The sequence below is a fragment of the Rahnella selenatireducens genome (genome assembly GCF_046449555.1).
Classification (GTDB): domain Bacteria; phylum Pseudomonadota; class Gammaproteobacteria; order Enterobacterales; family Enterobacteriaceae; genus Rahnella; species Rahnella selenatireducens.
Genome location: NZ_JBKEZJ010000012.1, coordinates 52520 through 77473 on the forward strand (window position 1 = coordinate 52520; position 24954 = coordinate 77473).

A 24954-nucleotide genomic window follows, 5' to 3' on the forward strand; every position below is an offset into this window, starting at 1 on the left:
GTTGTGAGGGGTATATGACATATCTCACCAGAAACCTTTGGTCGAGTTTATTACTCGCCTTATCCGACTTCCTCAGTTTTACACTCTCTCTGTATCTGGCTAAATGGATCCTCAGCCATGTGATGACGCATTTTGAACTGCGTATTCCTGATGCTCAGACATCGGGATGGATTGCGTTGCACAGCGTACTGGCAATTTGTTGCGTCGGGTGGTTTCACCTGCGGTTACGACATTATTATTACCGGAAAACATTCTGGTTTGAGCTTAAAGAAATTCTTCGCACGTTACTGATCTTCGCATTAATTGAAATTGCCGTGATTGCTTTCGCTAAATGGTATTTTTCACGCTATCTCTTTGTATTGACCTGGATGCTCGTTTTGGTTCTCGTTCCCGTGGCGAGAATGATGACCAAACGGACGCTTGATAAATTGGGCTTCTGGCAGCGCGACGCCATTATTATTGGCAGCGGGACGAATGCCCGGGAAGCGTATAGCGCAATTAAAGCTGACAGAAATCTCGGCCTGCGTGTAACGCGGTTTATATCGAGTGAGGCGCAGGACAAGCCGGGTGATAAGGTCGACAACGTTGCCATCCTGCCTTCGGACGAAAAATGGGTGCTGGCGAACATCGACAAGAAAACGCAATTCATCGTGGCCGTAGAGTCGCATCAGAGCGGCATACGTAATGCCTGGCTGCGCACTTTCATGATCAACGGCTTCCGTTCGGTGTCCGTCATTCCGACGCTGCGCGGTATGCCGCTGGATAACACCGATATGTCATTTATCTTCAGCCATGAAGTGATGATATTCCGGGTACATCAGAACCTGGCCAAATGGTCTTCGCGTGTGACTAAGCGCGCTTTCGATATCGCCGCCTCTCTGGCCATTATCGCGTTGCTCTCGCCACTGCTGATTTACATCAGCCGTAAGGTAAGAAAAGACGGCGGCCCGGCGATTTACGGGCATGAACGGATCGGACAATCCGGCAAACCGTTTAAATGTCTTAAGTTTCGTTCGATGGTCATCAATTCTAAAGAAGTGCTGGAAACGTTATTAGAAACCGATCCGCAGGCGCGTGAGGAATGGGACCTGACATTCAAGCTCAGGAATGATCCTCGTATTACTGCTATCGGACAGTTCCTGCGGCGCACCAGCCTGGATGAATTACCGCAGTTATTTAACGTGCTGAAAGGAGAAATGAGTCTGGTAGGGCCGCGGCCGATTATTACTGCTGAGCTGGGGCGTTATTACGATGAAGTGGAATATTACCTGCTGAGTAAACCGGGGATGACGGGGCTCTGGCAGGTGAGTGGCCGCAGTGAAGTGGATTATTCCACCCGCGTTTATCTTGACGCGTGGTATGTAAAGAACTGGTCTATGTGGAATGATATTGCCATTTTGTTTAAAACCGTAGGTGTTGTTCTTCGTAAAGAAGGAGCTTATTAATTTTTATAATAACCGGCGGTAATGCCGCTGGTTTATTTTTATGTTAATGGTGTTTATGTAAATTTATTAGAAAGACCTCACGGAATAAATCTTCATTTTTTTAATTTTACTTTTTATTCAATGCGTTGAATCCACGCCATCAGCCAGCGTGCGAATGCATTGATATAAAAGTATTTTTATCTTTTTTTAATATCTATGCACAGTAATGAGCAATCGACATTGCCCGATTGGAATAGGAAGTCTCGTTGAGAGGCAGATATTAAACCTGAACTACAGATGATGTGAGATAATGAAAAATAGCTTTTTTAATATTTCGATAATGATATCTACGTTCGGCTTGCTAAGCGGTTGTACTGTGATTCCGGGACAGCATTTGAACACAGTGGGAAAGAACGTCGTTGAACAGCCGGACAGTAATTACAATATTGACAAACTCGTCAATATTTATCCTCTGACACCAACACTGGTAGACAATTTACGCCCTGCATCGGTCATGGCGCGGCCTAATCCGCAACTAGACCAGCAGTTAAAAAAATATGAATACCATATCGGCGTCGGCGACGTCTTAATGGTCACCGTCTGGGATCACCCGGAGCTGACGACACCTGCAGGGCAATACCGCAGCGCGAGTGACACAGGTAACTGGGTCAATTCCGATGGCACGATTTTCTATCCGTATATTGGCAAATTAAAGGTCACCGGGAAGACGGTCAGCCAGGTGCGGCAGGACATCAGCAGCAAGCTGGCGACCTATATTGAGAGCCCGCAGGTTGACGTCAGCATCGCCGCTTTCCGTTCCCAGAAAGTGTATACAACCGGCGAAGTGATCAAGTCCGGCCAGCAGCCGATTACCAATATTCCTCTCACCATTATTGATGCGATCAATGCTGCAGGCGGATTAGCGCCGGACGCCGACTGGCGTAACGTGGTGCTGAACCATAACGGGCAGGACACCTCAATTTCATTACATGCGCTGATGCAGAAGGGCGACCTGACGCAGAACCGGTTGCTGTACCCGGGCGATATCCTTTTTGTGCCGCGCAACGATGACCTGAAAGTCTTTGTGATGGGCGAAGTCGGGAAACAAAGCACGCTCAAAATGGACCGAAGCGGCATGACGCTGGCCGAGGCTTTGGGTAACTCCGAGGGCATTTCGCAAAACATGGCCGACGCCTCCGGGATTTTCGTTATCCGCTCTCTGAAAGGCAACAACCAGGGGAAAATCGCCAACATTTACCAGCTGAACGCGAAAGATGCGTCATCGATGGTGATGAGCACCGAATTCCAGTTGCAGCCCTACGATATTGTCTACGTGACGACCGCGCCGATTGCACGCTGGAACCGTGTGATTTCGCAGATCGTGCCGACGATTACGGGTGTACACGATTTGATTGAATCCGGCCGGTATTTACGTCAGTGGAATCCGTAATGTTTGATTCTATTTTGATCGTCTGCACGGGCAATATCTGCCGTTCACCAATTGCGGAGAGATTATTAAGGCAGATATTACCTGACAGGAAAATTGATTCGGCAGGTGTGTCGGCATTGGTGGATAACGCCGCTGACCCGTCTGCCGCTGCCGTGGCTAAAAAGCACAATCTGGCGCTTGATGGCCATCGGGCTACGCAATTTACCTCTGCGCTAGGGCGTCAATATGACCTCATTCTGGTGATGGAAAAATCTCATCAGGAGCAGATAACCCGTGTCTCACCGGAGGCACGCGGCAAAATCATCTTGCTAGGTCATTGGCTCGGGGACAGAGAAATTCCCGATCCCTACCGTAAAAGTCAGGAAGCCTTTGAATCTGTTTACCGGTTAATTGATCAGGCCTGCCAGTCCTGGTTACTGAAACTGAACGGATAAACCATCAGGGAAACCATCGCATGTCACCAGTAATTTCTAAAACCCCCTCTTCGCCAGATTCAGATGAAATAGATTTAGGTCGCTTAATCGGTGAGCTTATCGACCATCGCAAATTCATTATCAGCTTAACGGCTTTTTTCACCGTGCTCGCCGTCGTCTATGCACTGTTTGCGACGCCGATTTATCAGGCTGATGCATTAATTCAGGTAGAACAAAAACAAGGCAATGCCATTTTAGAAAGCCTCAGCCAGGTCTTGCCGGATGCTCAACCGCAGTCTGCCCCAGAAATCGCACTTTTACAGTCGCGGATGATTTTGGGCAAAACGGTCGAGGACCTGAACTTACAGGCCGTCGTGCAGCAGAAATACTTCCCGATTTTTGGCCGCGGATGGGCAAGACTGACCGGTGAAGTGCCGGGCAACCTGACTGTCACACGTTTATATCTGCCGCAGGATGGCGGCGATGTGCCGAAAATAGTGGTTAAAGTGGTGGATAAAAATCACTTTGTGGTCGAAGGGGATGACTTCGAGCTGAAAGGCGTTGTCGGTGAGTTGCTTAATGATAAGGGCATCTCCCTGATGATCAATGATATTCAGGCACAACCAGGAACGCAGTTCTACGTTTACTATCTGACGAAGCTGAATGCAATCAATAACCTGCTGGATGCATTCAATGTCACCGATCAGGGAAAAGACACTGGGATCCTGACACTGACACTGAACGGTGATAACGGAGATCTTACAGCCGCTATTTTGAATAGCATCAGCCAGAATTATCTGGATCAAAATATTGCACGGCAGGCAGCTCAGGACGCCAAAAGTCTCGATTTCCTCGGCCAGCAACTGCCGCAGGTGCGGGCAGACTTGAATACATCAGAAGATGCATTGAATACTTACCGCCGGCAAAAAGACTCTGTCGATCTTTCGCTTGAAGCTAAATCTGTACTGGATCAAATCGTGAACGTTGAAAGCCAGCTGAACGAGCTGACCTTCCGTGAGGCTGAGATTTCTCAGCTGTATACAAAAGACCATCCGACCTACAAAGCGTTGCTGGAAAAGCGCCAAACGCTGCTTAAAGAAAGGGACCGGTTGAATAAGAGCGTTTCAGCCATGCCGGGAACGCAGCAGGAAGTGGCCAGGCTTAGCCGTGATGCGGAATCCAACCGCGCTATTTATATGCAGTTACTTAACCGGCAGCAGGAACTGAGCATCGCGAAATCCAGCGCCATTGGTAATGTTCGTATAATTGATCCGGCGGTAACGGAACCTAAAGCCGTCAAACCTAAAAAAGTCCTGGTTGTTCTGGTGGGGCTAATTCTGGGGGCGTTTATTTCTATCGGGATCGCTCTGCTGCGTGTGTTCTTGCGCAATGGGATCGATTCTCCGGAGCAACTGGAAGAACGGGGGATCAATGTTTACGCCAGCATTCCACTGTCTGAATGGCTAAGCAAGAAAAGTAAGCCAGGTAAAAACAAGGCGACGAATAAAAAGCGCAAAGGTGCCGAGACAAACTTTCTTGCGGTTGAAAACTCAGCAGACCTGGCAATTGAAGCCATTCGCAGTCTTCGCACAAGTCTTCATTTCGCCATGATGGAAGCTAAAAATAATGTGCTTATGATTTCAGGTCCCAGTCAGAATGCAGGGAAAACGTTTATCAGCAGTAATCTTGCCGCTGTTATTTCACAAACGAATAAACGGGTGCTTTTCATTGATGCTGATATGCGTAAGGGATATTCGCATAAATTATTTAAAACGGGGCTGGAGAACGGACTGTCAGACATATTATCAGGCAAGGTTGAACCTGAAGACGCTGTCAAAAATATATCATCAGTAAGTATTGATTTTATTTCACGCGGTGAATTACCGCCAAACCCGGCAGAGTTGCTGATGCATGAGCGCTTTGGGAAACTGGTGAACTGGGCATCGCAAAAATACAGTCTGGTTATTATCGATACACCACCGATTTTGGCAGTGACAGATGCCGCTATTATTGGTCGATATGCCGGAACCACCTTGTTAGTAGCACGCTTTGAAATGAATACCGTTAAAGAAGTAGAAGTAAGCATTCGCCGCTTTGAACAGAGTGGTGTGGCTGTCAAAGGATGCATACTGAATAGTGTAGTGAAAAAGGCCAGTAGCTATTATGGCTACGGGTATAGCCATTATGGTTATGCTTACGCTGAACATAAATAGTGAATGCCGTTGTAGCCGGTTCTCGTGAGTCGGCTTGTTATCTAGATTTTTTAATCGCTACAAAGGTATTTTCAATGGTTGCATCATTAAGGTCTAAGGCACTGACCGGGTTAATATGGAGTGCTATTGAAAGGTTTTCAGTGCAAGGTGTTCAGTTTGTAGTAACTATCATTCTGGCTAGGTTGGTTTCTCCAGAGGATTTCGGGCTGATAGGTATGATAACGGTATTCATATTACTATCAGATATTATAATTAATGGCGGGTTTTCTCAGGCTTTAATACAAAAGAATAATCGAACACAGGTGGATTATTCTACTGTTTTTTATTTTAACTTATGCATAGCAATCATCTTGTATCTGATAATATATTTTTCCGCTCCTTATGTAGCGGATTTCTATAGTCAGGATAAATTAACAACGGTGTTAAGGGTTCTGGCTATTTCAATTGTGATAAAGTCACTTTGTGTTGTGCAGAACGCTATTGTATCTGTAAATTTGAATTTTAAGCTCAGGACTAAAATAAATTTAATTAGTGCACTGATAAGTGGAGGTTTAGCTGTCTTTTTTGCTTATCATGGGTATGGTATTTATGCGCTAATTTATCAGGTGATAATTTTCTCATCACTTGTCTCACTGTTTTCTTTTATGTTGATAAGATGGTTTCCGTCAGTTGCATTTTCTTTTCATTCGTTGAGAACGTTATTCAATTTTGGTTCGAAATTGCTTATAGCAAGCATGGTAAGAACTGTGGTTGATAACTGCTACGCGATATTGATAGGCAGATTTCTTTCAATCAGAGATGTTGGGTTTTATACGCAGGGAAGAAACATCCCCGACGTGCTATCTATGAATTTATTCAACGTTTTACAAAATGTATTTTTCCCTTTGATGTCTTCCGTGCAGAATGATAAAGAAAGATTATTAAGAATCTATATAAAAAGCATAGAAGGGACTGCGTTTATAATTATACCTGCAATGGTAGGTTTAATGTATATAGCGGACCCATTCGTTATGTATTTCTTATCAGCTAAATGGGCCGGCGCGATTGTTGTCATTCAATGGATAGCCCTGTCACGTATTATTATTCCTATTAGCGCATTGAATTGCAGCATAATGAATGCGATTGGACGATCGGATGTGTATTTACGCGTAGATTTAATGAAACTGCCACTGACAGTTGGCGCACTTCTCATAACATTCTCGTATGGTCTGCAAACTATCGTTATAGGTAACATAGTTGTTTCTATTATTTGCTATTTTATAAACGCTTACTACCCGGGTAAGTGGTTTGGTTTTGGTGCAATAGCCCAATTGAAACGTATTATGCCAATTGTTGGTTGCACATTGCTTATGGCAATAGTCCTTCATTTTGTTTCCTCGCAGAATCATTTATTAGAAATCATTTACAAGGTTATTATTGGTGCGCCTGTTTATATTATAGCAAGTCTATTCTTTAAAATAAGACCGTGTGTCGAATTGATAAAGATCTTGTCAGAGAAAGTTAAGTCAAGAAAACCCAGAGGGAAAAAAGATGAAAAGTATTCTGATTATAAATGAAAGTTGCTCTGATAATATTGGTGACCATGCGATAAATTTTGGGGTTAATAATCTTGTCGAGCAGTCAGGTTTTGTTCCGGTGAATCATGGTTTTGATGCTGATAAAAAAAATGAAACTCCAGTGGTTATAAAAAACGAAACGCGTGCTTCCATAATCAAAGGGAATGTAAGAAAATTTCTTATCAGTAATAACCAAATTCTTAAATACACCGTTTGGGTAATAAGAAATATAAATCGGATAAAGAAAGTTACTGATGGCAGTTTCCATGCGGTGATAATTGGAGGAGGGCAACTTGTCCAGACAGGCGGTACTTTTCCCATAGCGATGTATATATGGACGCTTTTATGTAGTTATAGGAATATCCCTGTATGTGTTTTAGGTGTTGGTTGTGCTGAACATTTTAGCATCATTGATAAATGGTTATTCAGGAAATCATTTAAACGAACAAAAGAAATATATGTACGTGACAATGCCTCGATCAGAAAACTAGAATCTTTTTTTAATGCAAAAGCAAACTATATACCTGATATTGCATATGCATTGTATGAAGAAAGTGAAAAGCATAAAAATAATATTACCGTTATTGGTGCAACTGCTTATTATGTATATCTGAAAAACATCAAAGAGCTCGCTCAGTCAGTCAAGATTTCATTAGATGACTACATACAATTATGGGTTGATAAAGTCATTTCAGAAGTCGAAGGCGGCAATAAAGTATTACTGGCATCGACGACAATCCAGGATGCTGTTCTAAACAAATTAGTCTTCGAACGGATAGTGTCGAGAAAAATTAATGATAATGGTGCCATCGAGCTGTTATCTGATGTCCCCACGACATTCGAATACATAGAAATTTTGAAAAAATCTAAGAAAGTATCTTCAGGGCGAATGCATTCACTTATTCTTGGTCACATTTCTGGATGTGAGTTAGAACCTTATAACATTAATAAGAAAATCGAACTGTACATGAATGAATATTCATCCAAGGATCCGAAAAATATTCATAAAATGTTGGGGGATATTTTTATGAAAGCTGTGTCTATTTAGTGCTAACTCGTAATTCGAGTGGTTCTTTAAGAAATAGCAGTACAGGAGGTTATGTTGAAGAATGTATTAATACTGACAAATGAATATTATCCATTTAAAGGTGGAATTGGTCGTTATTGTGAAGAGGTTATTCGGGAAATAAAAGATGACTTCTCTGTTACGCTGGTCGCTCCAAGCTATGATGGTTCTCTCCGAGGTCATAAATTATCAGATGGTTTGAATTTGAATCTAATTGGTGGTGGGCAGTTCAAATATTGGCATTTCCCCGCGCTAATTAATAAAATAATGTCGATTGATTTTTCGAAATACGACAAGGTATTAGTCGCTGACTGGCCATTCTGGATCGCACTATGTTTTGTTAATCGTTATCTTCCCTGGAAGAAAACGATTGGTTTTTCTTTGATGCTTCATGGGAGTGAAGTTCTTAATCTTAAGAATGGTAAAGCCTCTGTTTTTCCTAAATTTATTAATATTTTCCATGGTGTAAAAAATATCTATACAAACAGCAATTATACGAAAGATATTTTGTTCTTACATCATAAAGTTCCTGTGAACATCCCTGTGGAAGTCACTTACTTAGGGGTTTCTCAATCTGATAATTTGAGTAATGAAACCTACAAAGAAAATGTTGACGATAGTGCTTTAGAGCTGTTATCGGTTGGTCGCCTGGATGACCGTAAGGGATATGACCATGTTATTAATTCAATTGGGCTTCTACAACAAGATGTCAGAGAAACTATAAATTACACCATAGTAGGCAATGGAACAGATGAGTTTAAAAGTCAGCTTAAGTCTCTTGCGGATAAGCAGGACGTAAGGATACATATCCTTTCTGGCATTAGCGATGAAGAATTAGACCGTATTTATCTCCGAAGTCATATTTTCATATTAGCAGCTAAAGAAAATGAACGAAAAATTGAAGGTTTCGGACTGGTTTTTCTTGAGGCTGCAAAATACGGTGTTCCTTCGATTGCGACTGATGTTGGGGCAATTAAAGAGGTTGTAAAACATGGTATGACCGGTTTTGTCGTGAAGGAGAAGGTCGAAGACATATCACAAGCAATTTCGTGTTGCTACAACGACAGAGGACAGTTGAAAATTTTTTCTGATAATTGCATTTCAAATGTCAAAAATTATAAATGGTCAACGTTAGTAAGGAAAGTATTCAGGGATTTATATGCATAATAATATGAAAAAGAAGAAAATATTATATGTTGATACTTGTCATGATGTGGCAGGTGGTCAACGAAGTCTGATAGCACTTTTAGAAAAGATAGGTGATGAAATTGAATTCGCTATCCTGATAGACAGAGATAATCGTCAATATAGGAATGAGTTATTAAAGTCTGGTATCAACGAAGCTAAAATTTGTTATATAGACAGTAAACCAATGAGTTCGCGAATTTTGGGAGGGGTAAGTCTGATATTCAAAACATTCATTAAAAGCAAGAATTACTCGATTGTCCATTGTAATACCTTTTACGATGGTTTGTTTGCAATGCCTTCCTTCAGAATTCGGGGAAAGAAAACAGTTTTCAGGGCTCGTTGCGGTATTGAGTTATCTGATCATGGTTTTGTTGATAATATTATTTATAATCTTTCTTCGGTAGTTTTAGCTAATTCCGAGTATGTAAAAAGCACATTCGTTAGGGTATCAAATTCTCTGTCAAAGGTTAAGGTTATATACAACCCGTTAGACCTGAAATTTCTTAGGGAATCAGAGGGTGAATGTTCAAATAAAACAGACGGTGATAATAACTACGTTATAGCCGTTATTGGTGCAATCACGGAAGTTAAAAATCAGATGGAGGTTTTAAAAGCTTTTGCACTAATGAGCGACAATTCCGTAAAACTTCGTTTTATTGGCGAACCAAGAAGTTCCGAGAAAGATAAAGATTACTATAAAGAAGTACAGCGATATACTCAGAAGCATAATCTTCAGGATCGTGTAGAATTTACGGGGTTTATCTCCGACGTCCGTGATCAGTTGCAAGATGTTAATCTGGTTTGTGTACCTTCAGACCGGGAACCGTTAGGGCGAGTTATCTTCGAAACACAACTTTATGAAATTCCTATTTTAGCATCGAATTCTGGCGGGAATGTTGAATTAATTGAAGATAATCACACGGGATACCTCTATGAGTTAGGTAATATAGAGCAACTTTCCGAGAAACTACAACTCGTAAAGAATGATCACGCAAGAGTCATAGCCAGTGCCAGAAGTTTTATAATCAGCCGATTTTCTCCAGAACAAACTTATCTTGCTGAACTAAATTTATATAGTGATCTTATAAAATGATGAAGGTTTTTAATGCAACTTGTAAATAAAGATAGTATTGCAATTCAATTTTCGTGTCTTGCCATGGCAATCATTACGTTAATACCCTTTGGAAGGGGGAACCTATCTGGATTAGAAGTTGCATTTCCATTTTCTATGCTATCTTTGTTTTTTTTTCTGTTAACGAAAAAGAAAAAAAATGGACTTTCTTTATACATTATATTATTTATTTCTATCTGGTTTGTGTGGGTGTTGTTAGGGGTCACATATAGTTATCTCTATTATCCAGGGGCGATAGATCACATACCTGCATATTTAAGATACCTTAGAATGCTGGAAATGTATGTTCCTGGTGTTCTTATATTAGCTTTCGGCCGTGGAGTTACTGATAGCCAGCAGAAAAGAGTAGCGTATTTTTTTATAGCCCTTTTTGTGTTAGTGACTCTTGAAGCATGTATTGGCTTTTTTCTACAAAGTGAGGCTTTGACAGCGACGCAAAGGTATAAATATCCTGGAATGGGCTATGTATTTAGAGCCGGTGGCGTTGCAAAGGATTCAAGTGCTTATAGTAATCTGGTTCTTCTTTTGGGGCTCACTGCATTTATTGAGCTCAAGAAATCTGGAAAAAATGTTCTAATTTTTACCGGTATTTTACTTTGTTTTATGATTAATATTTATCTGTCGATGTCCAGAAGTCTCATCGTGGCTGTATTTGTCTATCTTGCTATAGCATTAGGAATGGAACGCAAGATAAAGCCTGTAACACTCATGTTTATATCTGCATTTATTATTTCAATTTTTATTTTTGGCATGAATAATGATTACCTTAACTCTTTTTGGGGAAGGATTTCAGGAGCTAATCAGGACGATATCAGTTCAGGAAGATTCACGACCTGGGCGCTGCTTTTAGGCTTGATAGGTGATAATCCGTTACTAGGTGTAGGTTATCGTTTATCAACAGAAAAGTATGGCTTGATACCAGATAATATGTTTCTTTCACTTTCAGTCGAAACCGGAGTCATTGGCTTGATTCTCTATTTTTCTTTCTTGCTTTCGATGTGTATATTCGTTTATAAAAACAATAAGGAAAAATTCCCATTGGTTATTGCTTACATAACCTCTGGTGTGTTCATTGACGTATCAACTTTTTGGGTAAGTGTGCCATTGTTTTTATTCACGATGAGTTTATACAAAAAAGACATTCATAAGCCATGATGAGGGTAATCAAAGATGAATCAAGATGAATATCTGGAAGAATGTATAAATTCTGAAAGACGATTGTTTTTAAAGAATTCAATTATCGGTTTGCTGGGAACATACTTTTTTGTTAATAATTCTTGCTGTGCAGTTACGAAACCTTCTGAGGAAAACTTATTAAATATCATGGATTTTGGGGCGCGAGGTGATGGTATAAACGATGATGCATCAGCTTTTCAAGACGCCTGTGATTATGCTTTCAAGATAGGGGGGGCAAAGATACATATTCCTAAAACGGCTAACTATTATAAATTAAGTTTCCCGGTGTATTTATCTGATAACACAGAGGTTTTTGGGGATGGTAAAAATACGCGAATAGTCTTTGAAGACCCTATATTTATTAAAGGGCGTGGAGGTTTTGTTATAGGTTCCAGTCAGGAGGCAAATAAAAAAATTGCTAATAACTGGTATAAAGACAAGAAAAACCCCACGACTATTAATCTTGATTTTTCAAACCCATCCCAAAGAGAATACCTCCGAGATAATCCTCAATTCTTACAAGCCGAAAATGCATTAATCCATGATGTTTTTTTGGAGGCAAGATTCACAAGAAAAAATGCAAGAGGGTGGGGAGGCTATGGGATTAATTTCGTCAATGCCCGTGATTGTCATGCTTATAATATTTGGGGAAGTGGTTGGACGCAATTGATTGGGATGGGGTCTGATGTTCCTCCTGAAACCCCTTCAAACCATAATTGTTCAGCACGTAATTTATATGTTATTAGCCCGGATCTGGAGAGGACATATTATTCCATTGGGTTTATTGCAAACTCAACAAGTTGTATAATTGATAACGCCGTTCAATATAGTCCAATGACTCCGGGCAGCCTGAATGGTAGTGGTATAGCCACAAATCTTTGTGAAGACTGTACGATAAGAAACATTCGTATTCCCGATCTTGGCTGGACAGAAACGTCAGAAGGCATTCTCATTAATAACTCATCTGGTTGTCTGGTTGAGAATATCTATATTGGTAATGCTAAAACTGCCGTGTCTGTTTTTTATAGTATGCCTGAAACATTAAATAGTAAGAAAAAAAACATATTCAATAATATTGAAGGAGTCAATTGTGATGTTGTGATGGCAGTTTATTCAAAATTCAATATTATAAAATCGATCTCTGCTGTTAACAGCAGGTTTAAAATTATTCTAAAAAATAGTAATGCGACCAATAATTATATTTATTCACCCTCTGGCGATGTTACTGTTTCTACAAATCTCCGTCGCAGGCTCCTTTTAGATGATAAGTTCATTACTTCCCAGTTAAGATAGTAAATTTCGTTTGTAATTATGATTGCCATAATTATATCAGGCTATATTTTTCTTGAAAATATTGTTATAAAAACTGATGCTAAAAAACTTGCAGTATCGCTTTTCGCAGCGTAATTAAATTTTTATAAATACGTACTGTAATGTTCACATTTTTCATGATTATTTCATTATACCTGTCTCAACATAAAATAAACCCCAATGTAATTGGCGGATTTTTTTTAATTTTACACGTCATTCTTCCTTCTTAAATATAAATAAATTCATTTTAATTATAAAGTGATTTTATTCATGTTGAATTATAAATAAGTTGAGGGTAATCATGATCCTTCCAGTAATCATGGCCGGTGGAACCGGCAGTCGTTTATGGCCAATGTCTCGTGAACTTTATCCTAAACAATTCCTTCGTCTTTATGGCGAGCAATCGATGTTGCAAGAAACGGTCACGCGATTAAAGGGTTTAGGGGCTTCTGAACCTTTGGTTATTTGTAATGAAGAGCACCGGTTCCTTGTTGCAGAACAATTACGGCAGATTAACCGGTTATCAAAAAATATTATCCTGGAACCTGTGGGGCGTAATACTGCGCCGGCGATTACGCTGGCGGCGCTCAGTGCAATCGATGAAGGCTGCGACCCCTTATTACTGGTTCTGGCCGCTGACCACGTGATTGAAAATCCCGAAGCCTTTCATCAGGCGGTGCAGAATGCCATTCCGTTTGCCGAGCAGGGGAAGCTGGTAACGTTCGGTATTGTGCCGACCGGCCCTGAAACTGGGTACGGGTATATTCAGCGTGGGATGGAGCTGGGCAGTAACACAGAATCTATTTATCGGGTACAGCGTTTTGTGGAAAAGCCCAATTTACCGACGGCACTGGAATATCTTGAAACAGGGGAATATTACTGGAATAGCGGGATGTTTCTGTTCCGGGCAAAACGTTTTCTCGAAGAGATGGCTACATTCAGGCCCGATATTCTGCAAGCTTGTCTGAAAGCTATAGAAACACTGGTGCCTGATGAGCAGCAGAATTTTATCCGCGTAGATAAGGAATCATTTTCGGCCTGTCCGGATGAATCTGTCGATTATGCGGTTATGGAAAAAACGACTGATGCCATTGTGGTTCCGTTAGATGCGGGCTGGAATGATATTGGTTCCTGGGCGGCATTGTGGGATGTCAATAATAAGAATACCGCCGGGAACGCCGTTACCGGCGACGTGTTTACCCATAATGCTGAGAATTGTTATATCAATACCGATGAAAAACTTGTGGCGGCAATTGGCGTTGAGAATCTTGTTATTGTTAATACCAAGGATGCCGTTTTAGTTATTGATAAATCCCAGGTGCAGGACGTTAAGAAGGTCGTTGAATATTTAAAGAGTGCTCAGCGCCGCGAATATCGTTTCCATCGCGAGTCTTATCGCCCGTGGGGCAGAAACGATATTGTTGTTAATACGCCGAGATATCACGTTAACCGAATAACAGTTAAACCGGGCGGTCAGTTCTCCCTGCAGATGCATCATCATCGTTCTGAACACTGGGTCATTCTTTCAGGAACGGCCAGAGTCACAATTAATGATGAGAACTTTCTGCTGACTGAAAACCAGTCAACGTTCATTCCTATCGGGGCGCAGCACAGATTGGAGAACCCCGGCAAGATCCCACTCGAACTTCTTGAAATTCAGTCAGGCTCCTATCTGGAGGATGACGATATTGTCCGTACGCAAGATCACTATGGTCGTTGTTAATTTGGGGATGAATTATGTCAGATAAATTGACCTGCTTTAAAGCCTACGATATTCGCGGTGAACTGGGTGTTGAACTTAATGAAGATATCGCTTATCGGATTGGTCGGGCTTACGGTGAATATTTAAAACCAAAAAAGATGGTATTAGGCGGGGATGTTCGTTTAACCAGTGAAGCGTTAAAACTGGCACTCGCGAATGGTTTACAGGATTCAGGAACAGATGTTGTCGATATTGGTGTGACCGGGACTGAGGAAATCTATTTCGCGACGTCTTATCTGGCACTGGATGGCGGAATAGAGGTGACAGCCAGCCATAATCCGATGAACTATAACGGCATGAAATTAGTTCGTGAAGAATCTAAACCTATAAGCGGTGATACCGGGCTTGGGGAAATACAACGTCTGGCAGAAGAGAACAATTTTTTACCCGCCGATCCTGCACAACGCGGAGCCTACGAAAAAGCGTCGGTGCTCGAAGCCTATATCGACAAATTACTCAGTTATGTCGATTTAAAGAATTTTACCCGTCCGCTGAAACTGGTCATTAACTCGGGTAATGGCGCTGCGGGGCATGTTATTGATGCCATCGAAGCGCGCTTCAAACAGGCCGGTGCGCCGGTTGAGTTCATCAAAGTACACCATCAGCCAGACGGCACTTTCCCTAACGGGATCCCCAATCCGCTATTACCAGAATGTCGTCAGGACACCACCGACGCCATTATCAAACACAACGCCGATATTGGGATTGCGTTTGACGGTGATTTTGACCGGTGTTTCCTGTTTGATGATCTGGGGAATTTCATCGAAGGTTATTATATTGTCGGGTTACTGGCAGATGCTTTCCTTGAAAAATATCCTCAGTCACGGATTATCCACGACCCGCGTTTAAGCTGGAATACGATCGATATTGTTAATGGTGCCGGTGGCATTCCCGTAATGTCGAAAACCGGCCATGCTTTTATTAAAGAACGTATGCGACAGGAAGATGCAGTTTACGGCGGTGAGATGAGCGCCCATCATTACTTCCGTGATTTCTATTATTGTGACAGCGGGATGATCCCGTGGCTTCTGGTCGCGGAATTATTGCATGTAAAAGGCAAGTCACTGCGGCAACTGATTAATGACCGTATTAATGCCTATCCGGCTTCGGGTGAAATAAACAGTTTCCTGCATCACCCGAAAGAATCCATTGCGCGCGTGCTGGCAGTTTATGAAGGCGAAGCGATTCATGTCGATCATACGGACGGTATCAGCCTTGAGTTTGATGAATGGCGGTTTAATCTTCGCAGCTCAAATACGGAACCGGTTGTGCGGCTGAATGTGGAGTCCCGGGCTAATTCAAAACTGATGCAGGAACAGACCAGGAAAATTCTTTCTATTCTCCGCAGTATGTAATTTTTCATAAATACCCATCAGGTGAGTAATAACCACTTACTGCTGAGTCCGTGTTACTCACTTTTATTATTTAAATTTTTTCGGTTTTATGCTTGTTTGTTTTTTCTAACCATCATACCAAAATAATAATTTATGAGGTTTTAATGATGTCACAAGAAGTGAGTGTTGGGATTGTCGCTGACTGGTTGGTGACTTTTGCCGGGGCAGAAAAAGTTATTGCAGAATTTATAAAACTTTATCCTGAATCAGAGCTTTATTCGGTTGTTGATTTTCTCTCTGATAAATCCAGAAAACAATTTTACGGTAAAGATGTTAAGACATCTTTTATTCAACGCCTGCCGTATGCAAAAACAAAATATCAGCAATATTTGCCACTGATGCCGTTAGCCATCGAGCAGCTGGATGTCACAAAGCACAATATTATTCTTTCCAGCAGCCATGCCGTAGCAAAAGGGGTTCTCACCGGGCCCGACCAGCTGCATATCAGTTATGTCCATTCTCCGATACGTTATGCCTGGGACTTTCAGCATCAGTACCTCAGGGAAGCTGGTTTAGATAAAGGCCTCAAGGGTAAATTAGCACGATGGTTTTTGCATAAAATACGCATCTGGGATTGCCGTACCGCTAACGGCGTGGACCATTTTATCGCTAATTCACATTTCATCGCGCGGAGAATTAAAAAAGTCTACGGGCGTGATGCAGATGTTATTTATCCGCCGGTGAGCGTGGACCGTTTTACGTTGCAGGAAAATAAAGACGACTTCTATTTTACCGCATCCCGTATGGTGCCCTACAAGCGTATCGATATTATTGTGGAAGCGTTCAGCCAGATGCCGGATAAAAAGCTGGTGGTCATTGGCGACGGATCTGAGATGGCCAAAATAAAGGCAAAGGCGGGTAAGAATATTGAGATTTTAGGGTATCAGCCGGACGAGGTCATGCAGGATCATATGCGTCGTGCGAAGGCGTTCGTTTTTGCTGCCGAAGAAGATTTTGGCATCACGCCGGTTGAAGCGCAGGCCTGCGGTACGCCGGTTATTGCTTTTGGCAAAGGCGGCGTGCTGGAGTCCATCCGGCCTTACGGCGAAGTAAATCCTACCGGTATTTTCTTTGCGGAGCAGACGGCAGATTCACTCCTGCGCGCTGTTTTGCACTTCGAGACCATTCAGGAATCGTTCCTGCCAGTGAATTGCCGCAACAATGCATTGCGGTTCTCTGAGGAACGTTTTCACAGTGAACTGGATGACTATATTAAAACAAAGTGGCACGCGTTTAATGAAAGTAAGAAAGTCATCTATTAATTCTTAACGGTTCACTTATGCCATTTATTAAACCGTTTCTGCATCTTAATTCTGGTTCGCTCTCTGCCTTCCGGTGAACAACCTTACGATTATAATCGGACATCATTCCAGATGTGTTTATTAAATTGTAATCAAAGGATCTTATATGTCTAAAGTCGCACTGATTACCCATATAACCGGGCAGGATGGTTCTTACCTTGCCGAGCTTTTATTAAAGAAGGGATATACTGTTCACGGGATTGGCGGGAATGTCGTTCCGCTTAGTATCGGTAATGCGGGCAGTAATTTTCACGATAAATCCTCTGATGTTCATATTTATGCCTATGCTGATATCAGCACGGGCACGGCCCGCGATTTGCTTGCTATTATCCGGCCGGACGAAGTTTATAATCTGGGCGGAGCGGGTCAGTTTTCTGAAAACTCTGACTCCGCAGATGATCTGTTTTCCACGGGGGAATTCAGTGCGCTGAAGGTGCTGGACGCTATCCGTATTCTCGGGCTGGAAACGAAAACGCGTTATTATCATGCGTCGCCTTCGGCGTTATGCGGTCTGGTGAATGGCATCGCGATTAATGAAATGGTGAGCCTGAATATTTATCCTTCCTGGTACGCTACCGCTATTTCTGATTTCTGGACCATTGTGAATTATCGCGAAACCTTCGGGTTATATGCGTGCAGCGGCATTCTTTTTAATCATGAATCACCGCGCCGCAGCGAGAACTTTGTCACGCGTAAAATTACCCGCAGCCTGGCCAATATTACGCAAGGGCTGGAGAAATGCCTGCATTTGGGGAATCTGAATGCGCTGCGTGACTGGGGCCATGCCCGGGATTACGTCAAAATGCAGTGGCTGATGCTGCAACAGGATAATCCCGAAGATTTTGTGGTGGCTACCGGCGTACAGTATACCGTCCGCCAGTTTGTGACGTTTGCCGCGCTGGAGCTCGGGATCAAGCTGCGCTTTGTCGGTAAGGGCGTGGAAGAGAAGGGGATTATTACCGCTATCATCAGCCCGGTTGCGGCGGCTCTGAAAGTTGGGGATGTGATTGTTGCCGTCGACCCGCGTTATATCCGGCCTGCCGAAGCCTGTAAGGTTAATGCCAATCCGACCAAAGCACGCCGTAAACTCGGCTGGGCACCGGAAACCTCTTTGCAGGATATGGTGATTGAGATGGTGCAGGCAGACCTTGCTTGCGCGAAGAAAGCTGCACGGCTGAAATTGTACGGATAACACCAGTTGCTGTTTCTGAGATATATAAAAAAGCCGGAGAATGCGCTGACATTCTCCGGCTTTTTTTCGCCTGCTTTTTACCGTCCGTATTCCAGCCAGAGTACCAGTAAAACAGCAGCGATATTGGCAGCGATACTGAGCATAAATCTCGTTCTGAAAGGTTGCTTCTGCGTTTTATGCCGGAAAAGTTGCTGACCCGCCAGCGCACCAGCCCAACCGCCGAGCAACCCGAACAGCAGTAATGTGTTTTCCGGTATCCTGCGCCAGCTTTTGCGGGCGGCAAGCTTGTCGGCACCGTAAATCAGCAATGTCAGCAGGTTGATCAGCAGTAAGCCAACCGGGACAGGATAAGGAGAGATGAGACTGACACCGGCCGCCAACATCAGCAGGACATAACAGACAGCGTTCATTGAAATATCACCGGCAATTGAAGGAAGACCCTGAGTAACTATAAAGAAAATAAAGGACAGAAAGCAAAAAACCAGCCGTTAAGCTGGTTTCTTTAAATATGGTGCCCGGACTCGGACAATGCTGCGAAGCAGCTTTGAACAGCGCTTGCGCTGGCCCCGAAGGGGTGAGTCTCAGCATGAGACGAATAATCGAACCGAGTTCGATGGAGAGTCCGTAGCTCAGAAAGCAAAAAACCCGCCATAGGCGGGTTCTTCTAAATAGTGGTGCCCGGACTCGGAATCGAACCAAGGACACAGGGATTTTCAATCCCTTGCTCTACCGACTGAGCTATCCGGGCAACGGGGCGCATTAAACCGTATTGGGCATGTGCCGTCAACGGCTTTTTGTCACATCGGTGGGGTTCATCACACGACTGATGCTTTTTACCGCATTTTGGCGATTTAACTTACGATACCGGGAAAGTGCTCGTCAAAGCAGGGCGTGATGGGGTGAGTTTTCGCGTTTTGTGATGTCGCATTCTGTAAGAATTTCCCGCAATGTTCAGGGTTGAACAGGGGAATAAAAGATGCCATTATTGCGCCGATTTATTAAACAACTCTGATCCCGTTTTCACGCGACAGCTCAAGAGGGTTGCGGCATGGCTGGTTTATCACATCGCGCTTTTCATAAGTGCAGAAAAAATCTGATGATGATCTCCGGGTGCTGTAAACACCACGATTTCAGTTTTCCTCCTTTTGCAGATCCTTTCATGCGGTAAGGCTACCGTTTGCCTGCTGTTAGATATTAGTAAAAACAGAGCGCACCTCTGATTTTACTGTTGTCTATCAGACGTGGCCGGGCCTGAACGTCGATTTGTTACCACTTTGCCCCTCTGGCATCGTTTCATCGCAATCGTCACCGCGCTCAAGCCAACGTCATTTGTCGGGCTGGACTCTGCGCACTATACCTTTTAAGACGTAAGAACCAGCTCATTGCCGTGCCCTGTGGCACACCCTCTTACTTAACCGTTTGAGAGTCTGAATGAAACACTTAAAACTTGCAGCAAGCGCTTCTGTCGCCCCTTATCTCCAAACGTCCCGCCTGGTCGTCGATCTGCGTCGTGCCGATTATGCCGACGTGGCGGCCATCATTATTTCTGTCGGGGATCTGAATCACGGCAGGCTGGCGGAGATAGAAACGCTGGGATTCGGGATCCCCGCGTTTGTTGCAGTGCAGGGAACGGAGCAGATTTCGCCGGAGTTTTTGCCGTCGCTGAAAGGCGTGATTACGCTGTCCGATGCCAATCAGGCATTTTATGCCGCGCAGATTGAATCAGCTGCGCAGGGCTATGAAGAAGCTTTGTTCCCGCCGTTTTTCGACACGCTGAAAAAGTATGTTGAGATGGAGAATGCGACCTTTGCCTGTCCGGGGCATCAGGGCGGTGAGTTTTTCCGTCGCCATCCGGCAGGGCGTCAGTTCTATGAGTTTTACGGCCCGAACATTTTCCGTTCTGACATGTGCAACGCCGACGTCAAACTGGGCGATTTGCTGATCCACGAAGGCTCGGCGAAGGATGCGCAAAAGTATGCGGCGAAAGTCTTCAGCGCGGATAAAACCTATTTTGTGCTCAACGGGACTTCTGCGGCGAACAAAGTTGTGACTAACGCGCTGCTGACCCGCGACGATCTGGTGCTGTTCGACCGTAACAACCATAAATCTAACCACCACGGCGCACTGCTTCAGGCGGGCGCGACGCCGGTGTATCTTGAAACCGCGCGCAACCCGTTTGGTTTTATCGGCGGCATTGACGCAGCCTGTTTCGATGAAGCCTATCTGCGTAAGCAAATCAAAGAAGTGGCGCCGCACCGTGCTGCGGAAAAACGTCCGTTCCGACTGGCGATTATCCAGCTCGGCACGTATGACGGCACCGTGTATAACGCGCGTCAGGTGGTCGATAAAATCGGGCATCTGTGCGACTACATTCTGTTTGATTCTGCATGGGTCGGTTATGAGCAATTCATCCCGATGATGAAAGAGTGCTCGCCGCTGCTGCTGGAACTCAACGAAAACGATCCGGGCATTATCGTCACGCAGTCCGTGCATAAGCAGCAGGCCGGGTTCTCGCAGACGTCGCAGATCCACAAAAAAGACAATCACATCAAAGGCCAGAAGCGTCATTGCAGCCATAAGAAGCTCAATAATGCGTTCATGATGCACGCCTCGACCAGCCCGTTTTATCCGCTTTTTGCCGCGCTTGATGTTAATGCGCGTATTCATGCCGGTGGCAGCGGTAAACATATGTGGATGGAGTGTGTGAAGCTGGGTATCGAAACCCGTAAAATGCTGCTCGATCAGTGCGCTATGATTCTGCCGTTTGTTCCGCCGGTGGTCGGTGGAAAGCGCTGGCAGGATCATGAAACCGCTGAGATGGCGAACGATGTGCGTTTCTTCGATTTTGTGCCGGGCGAGCGCTGGCATGCCTTCTCAGGTTACGCGGAAAAACAGTATTTTGTTGATCCGTGCAAGCTGCTGCTGACCACGCCGGGCATTGATGCGTCCAGCGGGAAATATACCGAGTTTGGTATTCCTGCGACGATCCTGGCGAACTACCTGCGTGAGAACGGCATCGTGCCGGAGAAATGCGATCTCAACTCAATTCTTTTCCTGCTGACGCCAGCCGAAACGCCGGCCAAAATGCAGTTGCTGGTGGAAGAGCTGGTTCGCTTCGAGCAGTACATCGAAGAAGACGCGCCGCTGAGCGAGGTGTTGCCGACCGTTTACCGTAAAAACGAAGACAGATACCGCAACTACACCATCCGCCAGCTGTGCCAGGAAATGCATAACCTGTACGTCAGTTTTGATGTGAAAGAGCTGCAAAAAGAGATGTTCCGCGAGAAGAGTTTCCCGAAAGTGGTGATGAACGCGCAGGACGCTCACAACGAGTTTATTCGCGACAATATTGAACTGGTGCCGATCGGTGAAGCCGAAGGCCGTATCGCGGCGGAAGGTGCGTTGCCGTATCCGCCGGGCGTTCTGTGCGTCGTGCCGGGCGAGCTTTGGGGCGGCGCTGTGCAGCGTTACTTTATGGCGCTGGAAGAAGGGATTAACCTGTTGCCGGGCTTCTCACCTGAACTTCAGGGCGTTTATATCGAGAAAAAACCGGTCGGCTGGAAGCGCATTATGGGCTACGTCGTCGCGGAGTAATCTGCACGTTTTTACGCTCACGCAGAAATGAGAACGGAGGCCAGCTGGCCTCCGTTTTTTTGTACCGCAATCACATCAGTCTACGCGACGATAGCTGCGCTGCGTGTTGTTCACTTTATACAGATAGCGGCGCGATTCGGCTGACGGATGTTTGGTGGTCAGCGTGGTATAGACATCGCCCGGTGCCATGTTGTTGATGATGTTGAACGCCTGCGTTTTGTTCTGTGAGAACACGCGCAGCACGCTGCCTGCACCGCCATTGTAGGCCGTGATCACGGCGTAACGGCGCGACGTCGGGTTACTGATGTTCCCCAGATACGTCGTTTGCAGCATCGCCAGATACGCGGTGCCGGTATTGATATTGTTCTGCGGATCAAACAGATAGCTTCGGCTCGGTTTGCCCCACTTGCCTTCGGATTTAAAGACGTCAACCCCGGCGGAATGCTGCACAACCTGCATCAGGCCCAGCGCATCGGCGTTACTGACCGCATACGGGTTAAAGGCGGATTCGGTTTGCATGATCGCCAGGATCAGCGACTGATCGACGCCGTATTTGGCGGAGGCTTCGCGGATCATCGGCAGATATTTATGCGCACGCTGATTCAGGTGGTTGGGCACCATCTGGATCGTGACGGAATAAATGATATGCATGCCGGACTGGCGGCGCATCAGTTTGTTTTGCACCAGATAATCGGCAAAACTGTTGGCACGGCCGACCCAGCGGATAGGCTGCCCGGTGTTGTCGAGAACCTGCCCGTAAAGCATCGGCTCACGGCTGATCTGGATATCGTTGGCGTCGGAATAGAGGTCAACATTGCCCGGATCATCGCCCACCAGTAAGGTGCTGACGATCGCCTGACGCAGGCTCGCGGCCGGATCGGTGCCGGAAATGGTTTCAATCGTGATGGTACCCGCATCAAAGTTGATGTGGCTGCGGGTGTAATACTGATCGCTATACTTTACGTAGTCCTTCGGACCCGCAATCAGGACTTCATTCATACCCCAGATATTTTCGATGTTATGAGCGAACTGGCCCATCAGAATATCGAATCCGTTGGTGTCTTTTACAAAAGCTTCGTCGAACTGGTTTTTTTTACTGCCGGAGCAGGAAATCAGCATCGGTGCGATAACCAGCAAAGCTAAAATTTTCTTCATCTGAAAACCATTTCTGGTGAAAGAAGCAGGCCACGCACGAGCCTGCCTAAATTTCTGTTCATGAACGTTATTTTGAAGGCGGGGTGTAGCCTTCAATATGAACATCCTGACCTTCAAACAGGAAATTAACCATTTCCTGTTCCAGCAGTTTGCGGTCGTCCGGGTTCATCATGCTGAGTTTCTTTTCATTGATCAGCATGGTTTGTTTGGTCATCCACTGAGACCAGGCTTCTTTCGAAATTTCGTTGAAAATACGTTTGCCGATCTCACCCGGATAAAGCTGGAAGTCCTGTCCTTCGGCGTCGCGTTTCAGAAAAGTACAAAAAATCGTTCTGCTCATGCTAATTCCTTATGATCATTCTGTTGGGACGGTTTTTTGCCATCGGCCTGTTTTGCCAGAGAGGTCAGCAAACGCTCGACCGGCGCGGCCAGCCCGACCTGTTGGGGTTGCGCTAAGTTATACCAGAGACCCGCACCTTCATCCATGCAACCCGCTGTCGTTCGCAGATTTAACCACATCGGGACGATATCCAGATGGAAATGGCTGAAAGTGTGGCGAAAAGCGGTCTGCTGCTGCAACTGATTTTGCGTAACACCGTATTTTTGAAGCCCCCGCGCCAGTTCTTCTTCTGTCGCAAATTGCGGGAAGCAGAATAAACCGCCCCACAGGCCCACCGGCGGCCGCTGCTCCAGCCAGACTTTTTCGTCCTGCTGGATCATCAGCATAAAGGCCGTTTTTTCCGGCAGCGTCGTCTTGGGTTTTTTACCCGGATATTTTGCCCAACTGTGATGTGCGTAGGCTTCGCAACCGGATTTCACCGGGCAAAGTTCGCATTTTGGTTTGCTGCGGGTGCAGACCATCGCACCTAAATCCATCATCGCCTGATTAAACTGCGCAACGCCTTCAGCGGGCGTGACGTCTTCGCTTATCTTCCACAAACGGTTTTCAGTTTTCTTTTCGCCCGGCCAGCCGTCAACGGCATAGCACCGGGCCAGCACGCGCTTCACGTTACCGTCTAAAATGGGATAGTGCTGGTTTAACGCCAGCGACAATACGGCGCCTGCGGTAGAACGACCAATGCCCGGCAGCGCGAGAATTTCATCAAAGGTGGTCGGAAACACGCCATTGTGCTGAGTGGCAATAGTTTGCGCCGCTTTATGCAGGTTACGCGCGCGGGCGTAATAACCCAGGCCGGTCCACAGGTGCAGCACTTCATCGAGCGGGGCGGCGGCGAGATCTGACACCGTTGGGAAGCGTTCCATAAACCGTTCGAAATAAGGAATCACGGTCGCGACCTGCGTTTGCTGCAACATCACTTCTGAAAGCCAGACTTTATAAGGCGTTTTGGCGATTTGCCATGGCAGCGTTTTACGGCCATAGCGCTGATACCAGTCGAGCACCAGCGGCGAAAAAGTGAGGGCTTCCATCATGGGTGAATTACAGTCCGGCAGGGTTAAAAGACGGGGCTGATCACATCACAGTTCCCGTCTGGCTGTAAACCGGAACTTTCCGCACTGTATTGACGGATTTCCTGCCCGCAAGCCTTGCTAATCGGGAGTAAGTTTGGATAATGCGCCATTCTTAACAGTTAATGACCAAAATACAGCAGTGACTGAATACCGCGTC

The 24954-nt window shown here is 44.9% G+C and carries 19 protein-coding genes and 1 tRNA gene; 15 read left to right on the top strand and 5 right to left on the bottom strand.

Features of this window, described 5'->3' with window-relative positions; translation table 11 throughout:
* Positions 1 to 14 precede the first annotated feature (14 nt).
* The 14 genes from wbaP to ACLBVC_RS18565 all read left to right on the top strand — a co-directional run bounded on the left by wbaP (position 15) and on the right by ACLBVC_RS18565 (position 18578).
* Positions 15 to 1445: an undecaprenyl-phosphate galactose phosphotransferase WbaP gene (gene wbaP, locus ACLBVC_RS18500; protein WP_410150834.1), complete on the top strand. Its 1431-nt coding sequence runs from the start codon at positions 15 to 17 to the stop codon at positions 1443 to 1445.
* A gap of 289 nt (positions 1446 to 1734) precedes the next feature.
* A complete protein-coding gene (locus tag ACLBVC_RS18505; RefSeq protein WP_410150835.1) occupies positions 1735 to 2874 on the top strand; it encodes a polysaccharide export protein in 1140 nt (379 codons plus the stop codon).
* The gene (locus ACLBVC_RS18510; protein ID WP_410150836.1) at positions 2874 to 3308 is read left to right on the top strand and encodes an arsenate reductase/protein-tyrosine-phosphatase family protein; all 435 of its coding nucleotides are present in this window, start codon (positions 2874 to 2876) and stop codon (positions 3306 to 3308) included. Before ACLBVC_RS18505 ends, ACLBVC_RS18510 begins: the two co-directional genes overlap by 1 nt.
* Positions 3309 to 3328: 20 nt before the next feature.
* Positions 3329 to 5500 (top strand): polysaccharide biosynthesis tyrosine autokinase, encoded by a 2172-nt coding sequence (locus ACLBVC_RS18515; RefSeq protein WP_410150837.1) that lies wholly within the window; start codon positions 3329 to 3331, stop codon positions 5498 to 5500.
* Positions 5501 to 5574: 74 nt separating this feature from the next.
* Positions 5575 to 7056 (top strand): lipopolysaccharide biosynthesis protein, encoded by a 1482-nt coding sequence (locus ACLBVC_RS18520; protein WP_410150838.1) that lies wholly within the window; start codon positions 5575 to 5577, stop codon positions 7054 to 7056.
* The gene (locus tag ACLBVC_RS18525) at positions 7031 to 8104 is read left to right on the top strand and encodes a polysaccharide pyruvyl transferase family protein (RefSeq protein WP_410150839.1); all 1074 of its coding nucleotides are present in this window, start codon (positions 7031 to 7033) and stop codon (positions 8102 to 8104) included. The genes ACLBVC_RS18520 and ACLBVC_RS18525 overlap by 26 nt, the downstream gene beginning before the upstream one ends.
* A gap of 51 nt (positions 8105 to 8155) precedes the next feature.
* Positions 8156 to 9289, top strand: a complete 1134-nt coding sequence (locus ACLBVC_RS18530; RefSeq protein WP_410150840.1) for a glycosyltransferase family 4 protein — start codon at positions 8156 to 8158, stop codon at positions 9287 to 9289.
* Positions 9282 to 10403, top strand: a complete 1122-nt coding sequence (locus ACLBVC_RS18535) for a glycosyltransferase (protein ID WP_410150841.1) — start codon at positions 9282 to 9284, stop codon at positions 10401 to 10403. Before ACLBVC_RS18530 ends, ACLBVC_RS18535 begins: the two co-directional genes overlap by 8 nt.
* Before the next feature lie 12 nt (positions 10404 to 10415).
* Entirely contained in the window at positions 10416 to 11597 is a 1182-nt protein-coding gene (locus ACLBVC_RS18540) for an O-antigen ligase family protein (protein WP_410150842.1), read from the top strand.
* 15 nt (positions 11598 to 11612) lie between these two features.
* Complete coding sequence (locus ACLBVC_RS18545) at positions 11613 to 12911, top strand: glycosyl hydrolase family 28-related protein (protein ID WP_410150843.1); 1299 nt, start codon at positions 11613 to 11615, stop codon at positions 12909 to 12911.
* A 319-nt stretch (positions 12912 to 13230) separates the two neighbouring features.
* The gene (locus ACLBVC_RS18550; protein ID WP_410150844.1) at positions 13231 to 14652 is read left to right on the top strand and encodes a mannose-1-phosphate guanylyltransferase/mannose-6-phosphate isomerase; all 1422 of its coding nucleotides are present in this window, start codon (positions 13231 to 13233) and stop codon (positions 14650 to 14652) included.
* 14 nt (positions 14653 to 14666) lie between these two features.
* Positions 14667 to 16046 carry a phosphomannomutase CpsG gene (gene cpsG / locus ACLBVC_RS18555; RefSeq protein ID WP_410150845.1) on the top strand — a complete coding sequence of 460 codons (1380 nt, stop codon included), beginning with the start codon at positions 14667 to 14669 and terminating at the stop codon, positions 16044 to 16046.
* Between the two features lie 146 nt (positions 16047 to 16192).
* Positions 16193 to 17347, top strand: coding sequence for a glycosyltransferase family 4 protein (locus ACLBVC_RS18560; protein ID WP_410150920.1), 1155 nt, complete (start codon positions 16193 to 16195; stop codon positions 17345 to 17347).
* A 145-nt stretch (positions 17348 to 17492) separates the two neighbouring features.
* Positions 17493 to 18578: a GDP-mannose 4,6-dehydratase gene (locus ACLBVC_RS18565; protein WP_410150846.1), complete on the top strand. Its 1086-nt coding sequence runs from the start codon at positions 17493 to 17495 to the stop codon at positions 18576 to 18578.
* A 77-nt stretch (positions 18579 to 18655) separates the two neighbouring features.
* Here the strand turns inward: ACLBVC_RS18565 and ACLBVC_RS18570 are convergent, their stop codons facing one another.
* The gene (locus tag ACLBVC_RS18570; RefSeq protein WP_410150921.1) at positions 18656 to 18994 is read right to left on the bottom strand and encodes a DUF1294 domain-containing protein; all 339 of its coding nucleotides are present in this window, start codon (positions 18992 to 18994) and stop codon (positions 18656 to 18658) included.
* Between the two features lie 256 nt (positions 18995 to 19250).
* Positions 19251 to 19326, bottom strand: a tRNA-Phe gene (locus ACLBVC_RS18575).
* A 683-nt stretch (positions 19327 to 20009) separates the two neighbouring features.
* Between ACLBVC_RS18575 and speF the strand changes: the two genes are divergently transcribed.
* On the top strand, positions 20010 to 22172 hold the full coding sequence (gene speF / locus ACLBVC_RS18580) for an ornithine decarboxylase SpeF (RefSeq protein ID WP_410150847.1): 2163 nt from the start codon (positions 20010 to 20012) through the stop codon (positions 22170 to 22172).
* A 75-nt stretch (positions 22173 to 22247) separates the two neighbouring features.
* Here speF and mltC read toward each other — a convergent pair whose 3' ends face one another.
* The 3 genes from mltC to mutY all read right to left on the bottom strand — a co-directional run bounded on the left by mltC (position 22248) and on the right by mutY (position 24758).
* Complete coding sequence (gene mltC / locus ACLBVC_RS18585) at positions 22248 to 23327, bottom strand: membrane-bound lytic murein transglycosylase MltC (protein ID WP_152327729.1); 1080 nt, start codon at positions 23325 to 23327, stop codon at positions 22248 to 22250.
* A 67-nt stretch (positions 23328 to 23394) separates the two neighbouring features.
* A complete protein-coding gene (locus tag ACLBVC_RS18590) occupies positions 23395 to 23667 on the bottom strand; it encodes an oxidative damage protection protein (protein ID WP_101075311.1) in 273 nt (90 codons plus the stop codon).
* The gene (mutY, locus tag ACLBVC_RS18595; RefSeq protein ID WP_410150848.1) at positions 23664 to 24758 is read right to left on the bottom strand and encodes an A/G-specific adenine glycosylase; all 1095 of its coding nucleotides are present in this window, start codon (positions 24756 to 24758) and stop codon (positions 23664 to 23666) included. Before mutY ends, ACLBVC_RS18590 begins: the two co-directional genes overlap by 4 nt.
* Positions 24759 to 24954: the final 196 nt, after the last annotated feature.

Coding starts and splice junctions, on each gene's coding strand:
- ACLBVC_RS18590 (WP_101075311.1), bottom strand. CDS start 23,667: ATGAGCAGAACGATTTTTTGTACTTTTCTGAAACGCGACGCCGAAGGA.
- ACLBVC_RS18520 (WP_410150838.1), top strand. CDS start 5,575: ATGGTTGCATCATTAAGGTCTAAGGCACTGACCGGGTTAATATGGAGT.
- cpsG (WP_410150845.1), top strand. CDS start 14,667: ATGTCAGATAAATTGACCTGCTTTAAAGCCTACGATATTCGCGGTGAA.
- ACLBVC_RS18535 (WP_410150841.1), top strand. CDS start 9,282: ATGCATAATAATATGAAAAAGAAGAAAATATTATATGTTGATACTTGT.
- ACLBVC_RS18525 (WP_410150839.1), top strand. CDS start 7,031: ATGAAAAGTATTCTGATTATAAATGAAAGTTGCTCTGATAATATTGGT.
- speF (WP_410150847.1), top strand. CDS start 20,010: ATGAAACACTTAAAACTTGCAGCAAGCGCTTCTGTCGCCCCTTATCTC.
- ACLBVC_RS18565 (WP_410150846.1), top strand. CDS start 17,493: ATGTCTAAAGTCGCACTGATTACCCATATAACCGGGCAGGATGGTTCT.
- ACLBVC_RS18505 (WP_410150835.1), top strand. CDS start 1,735: ATGAAAAATAGCTTTTTTAATATTTCGATAATGATATCTACGTTCGGC.
- ACLBVC_RS18515 (WP_410150837.1), top strand. CDS start 3,329: ATGTCACCAGTAATTTCTAAAACCCCCTCTTCGCCAGATTCAGATGAA.
- ACLBVC_RS18530 (WP_410150840.1), top strand. CDS start 8,156: ATGTTGAAGAATGTATTAATACTGACAAATGAATATTATCCATTTAAA.
- wbaP (WP_410150834.1), top strand. CDS start 15: ATGACATATCTCACCAGAAACCTTTGGTCGAGTTTATTACTCGCCTTA.
- ACLBVC_RS18560 (WP_410150920.1), top strand. CDS start 16,193: ATGTCACAAGAAGTGAGTGTTGGGATTGTCGCTGACTGGTTGGTGACT.
- mltC (WP_152327729.1), bottom strand. CDS start 23,327: ATGAAGAAAATTTTAGCTTTGCTGGTTATCGCACCGATGCTGATTTCC.
- ACLBVC_RS18510 (WP_410150836.1), top strand. CDS start 2,874: ATGTTTGATTCTATTTTGATCGTCTGCACGGGCAATATCTGCCGTTCA.
- ACLBVC_RS18550 (WP_410150844.1), top strand. CDS start 13,231: ATGATCCTTCCAGTAATCATGGCCGGTGGAACCGGCAGTCGTTTATGG.
- mutY (WP_410150848.1), bottom strand. CDS start 24,758: ATGATGGAAGCCCTCACTTTTTCGCCGCTGGTGCTCGACTGGTATCAG.
- ACLBVC_RS18540 (WP_410150842.1), top strand. CDS start 10,416: ATGCAACTTGTAAATAAAGATAGTATTGCAATTCAATTTTCGTGTCTT.
- ACLBVC_RS18545 (WP_410150843.1), top strand. CDS start 11,613: ATGAATCAAGATGAATATCTGGAAGAATGTATAAATTCTGAAAGACGA.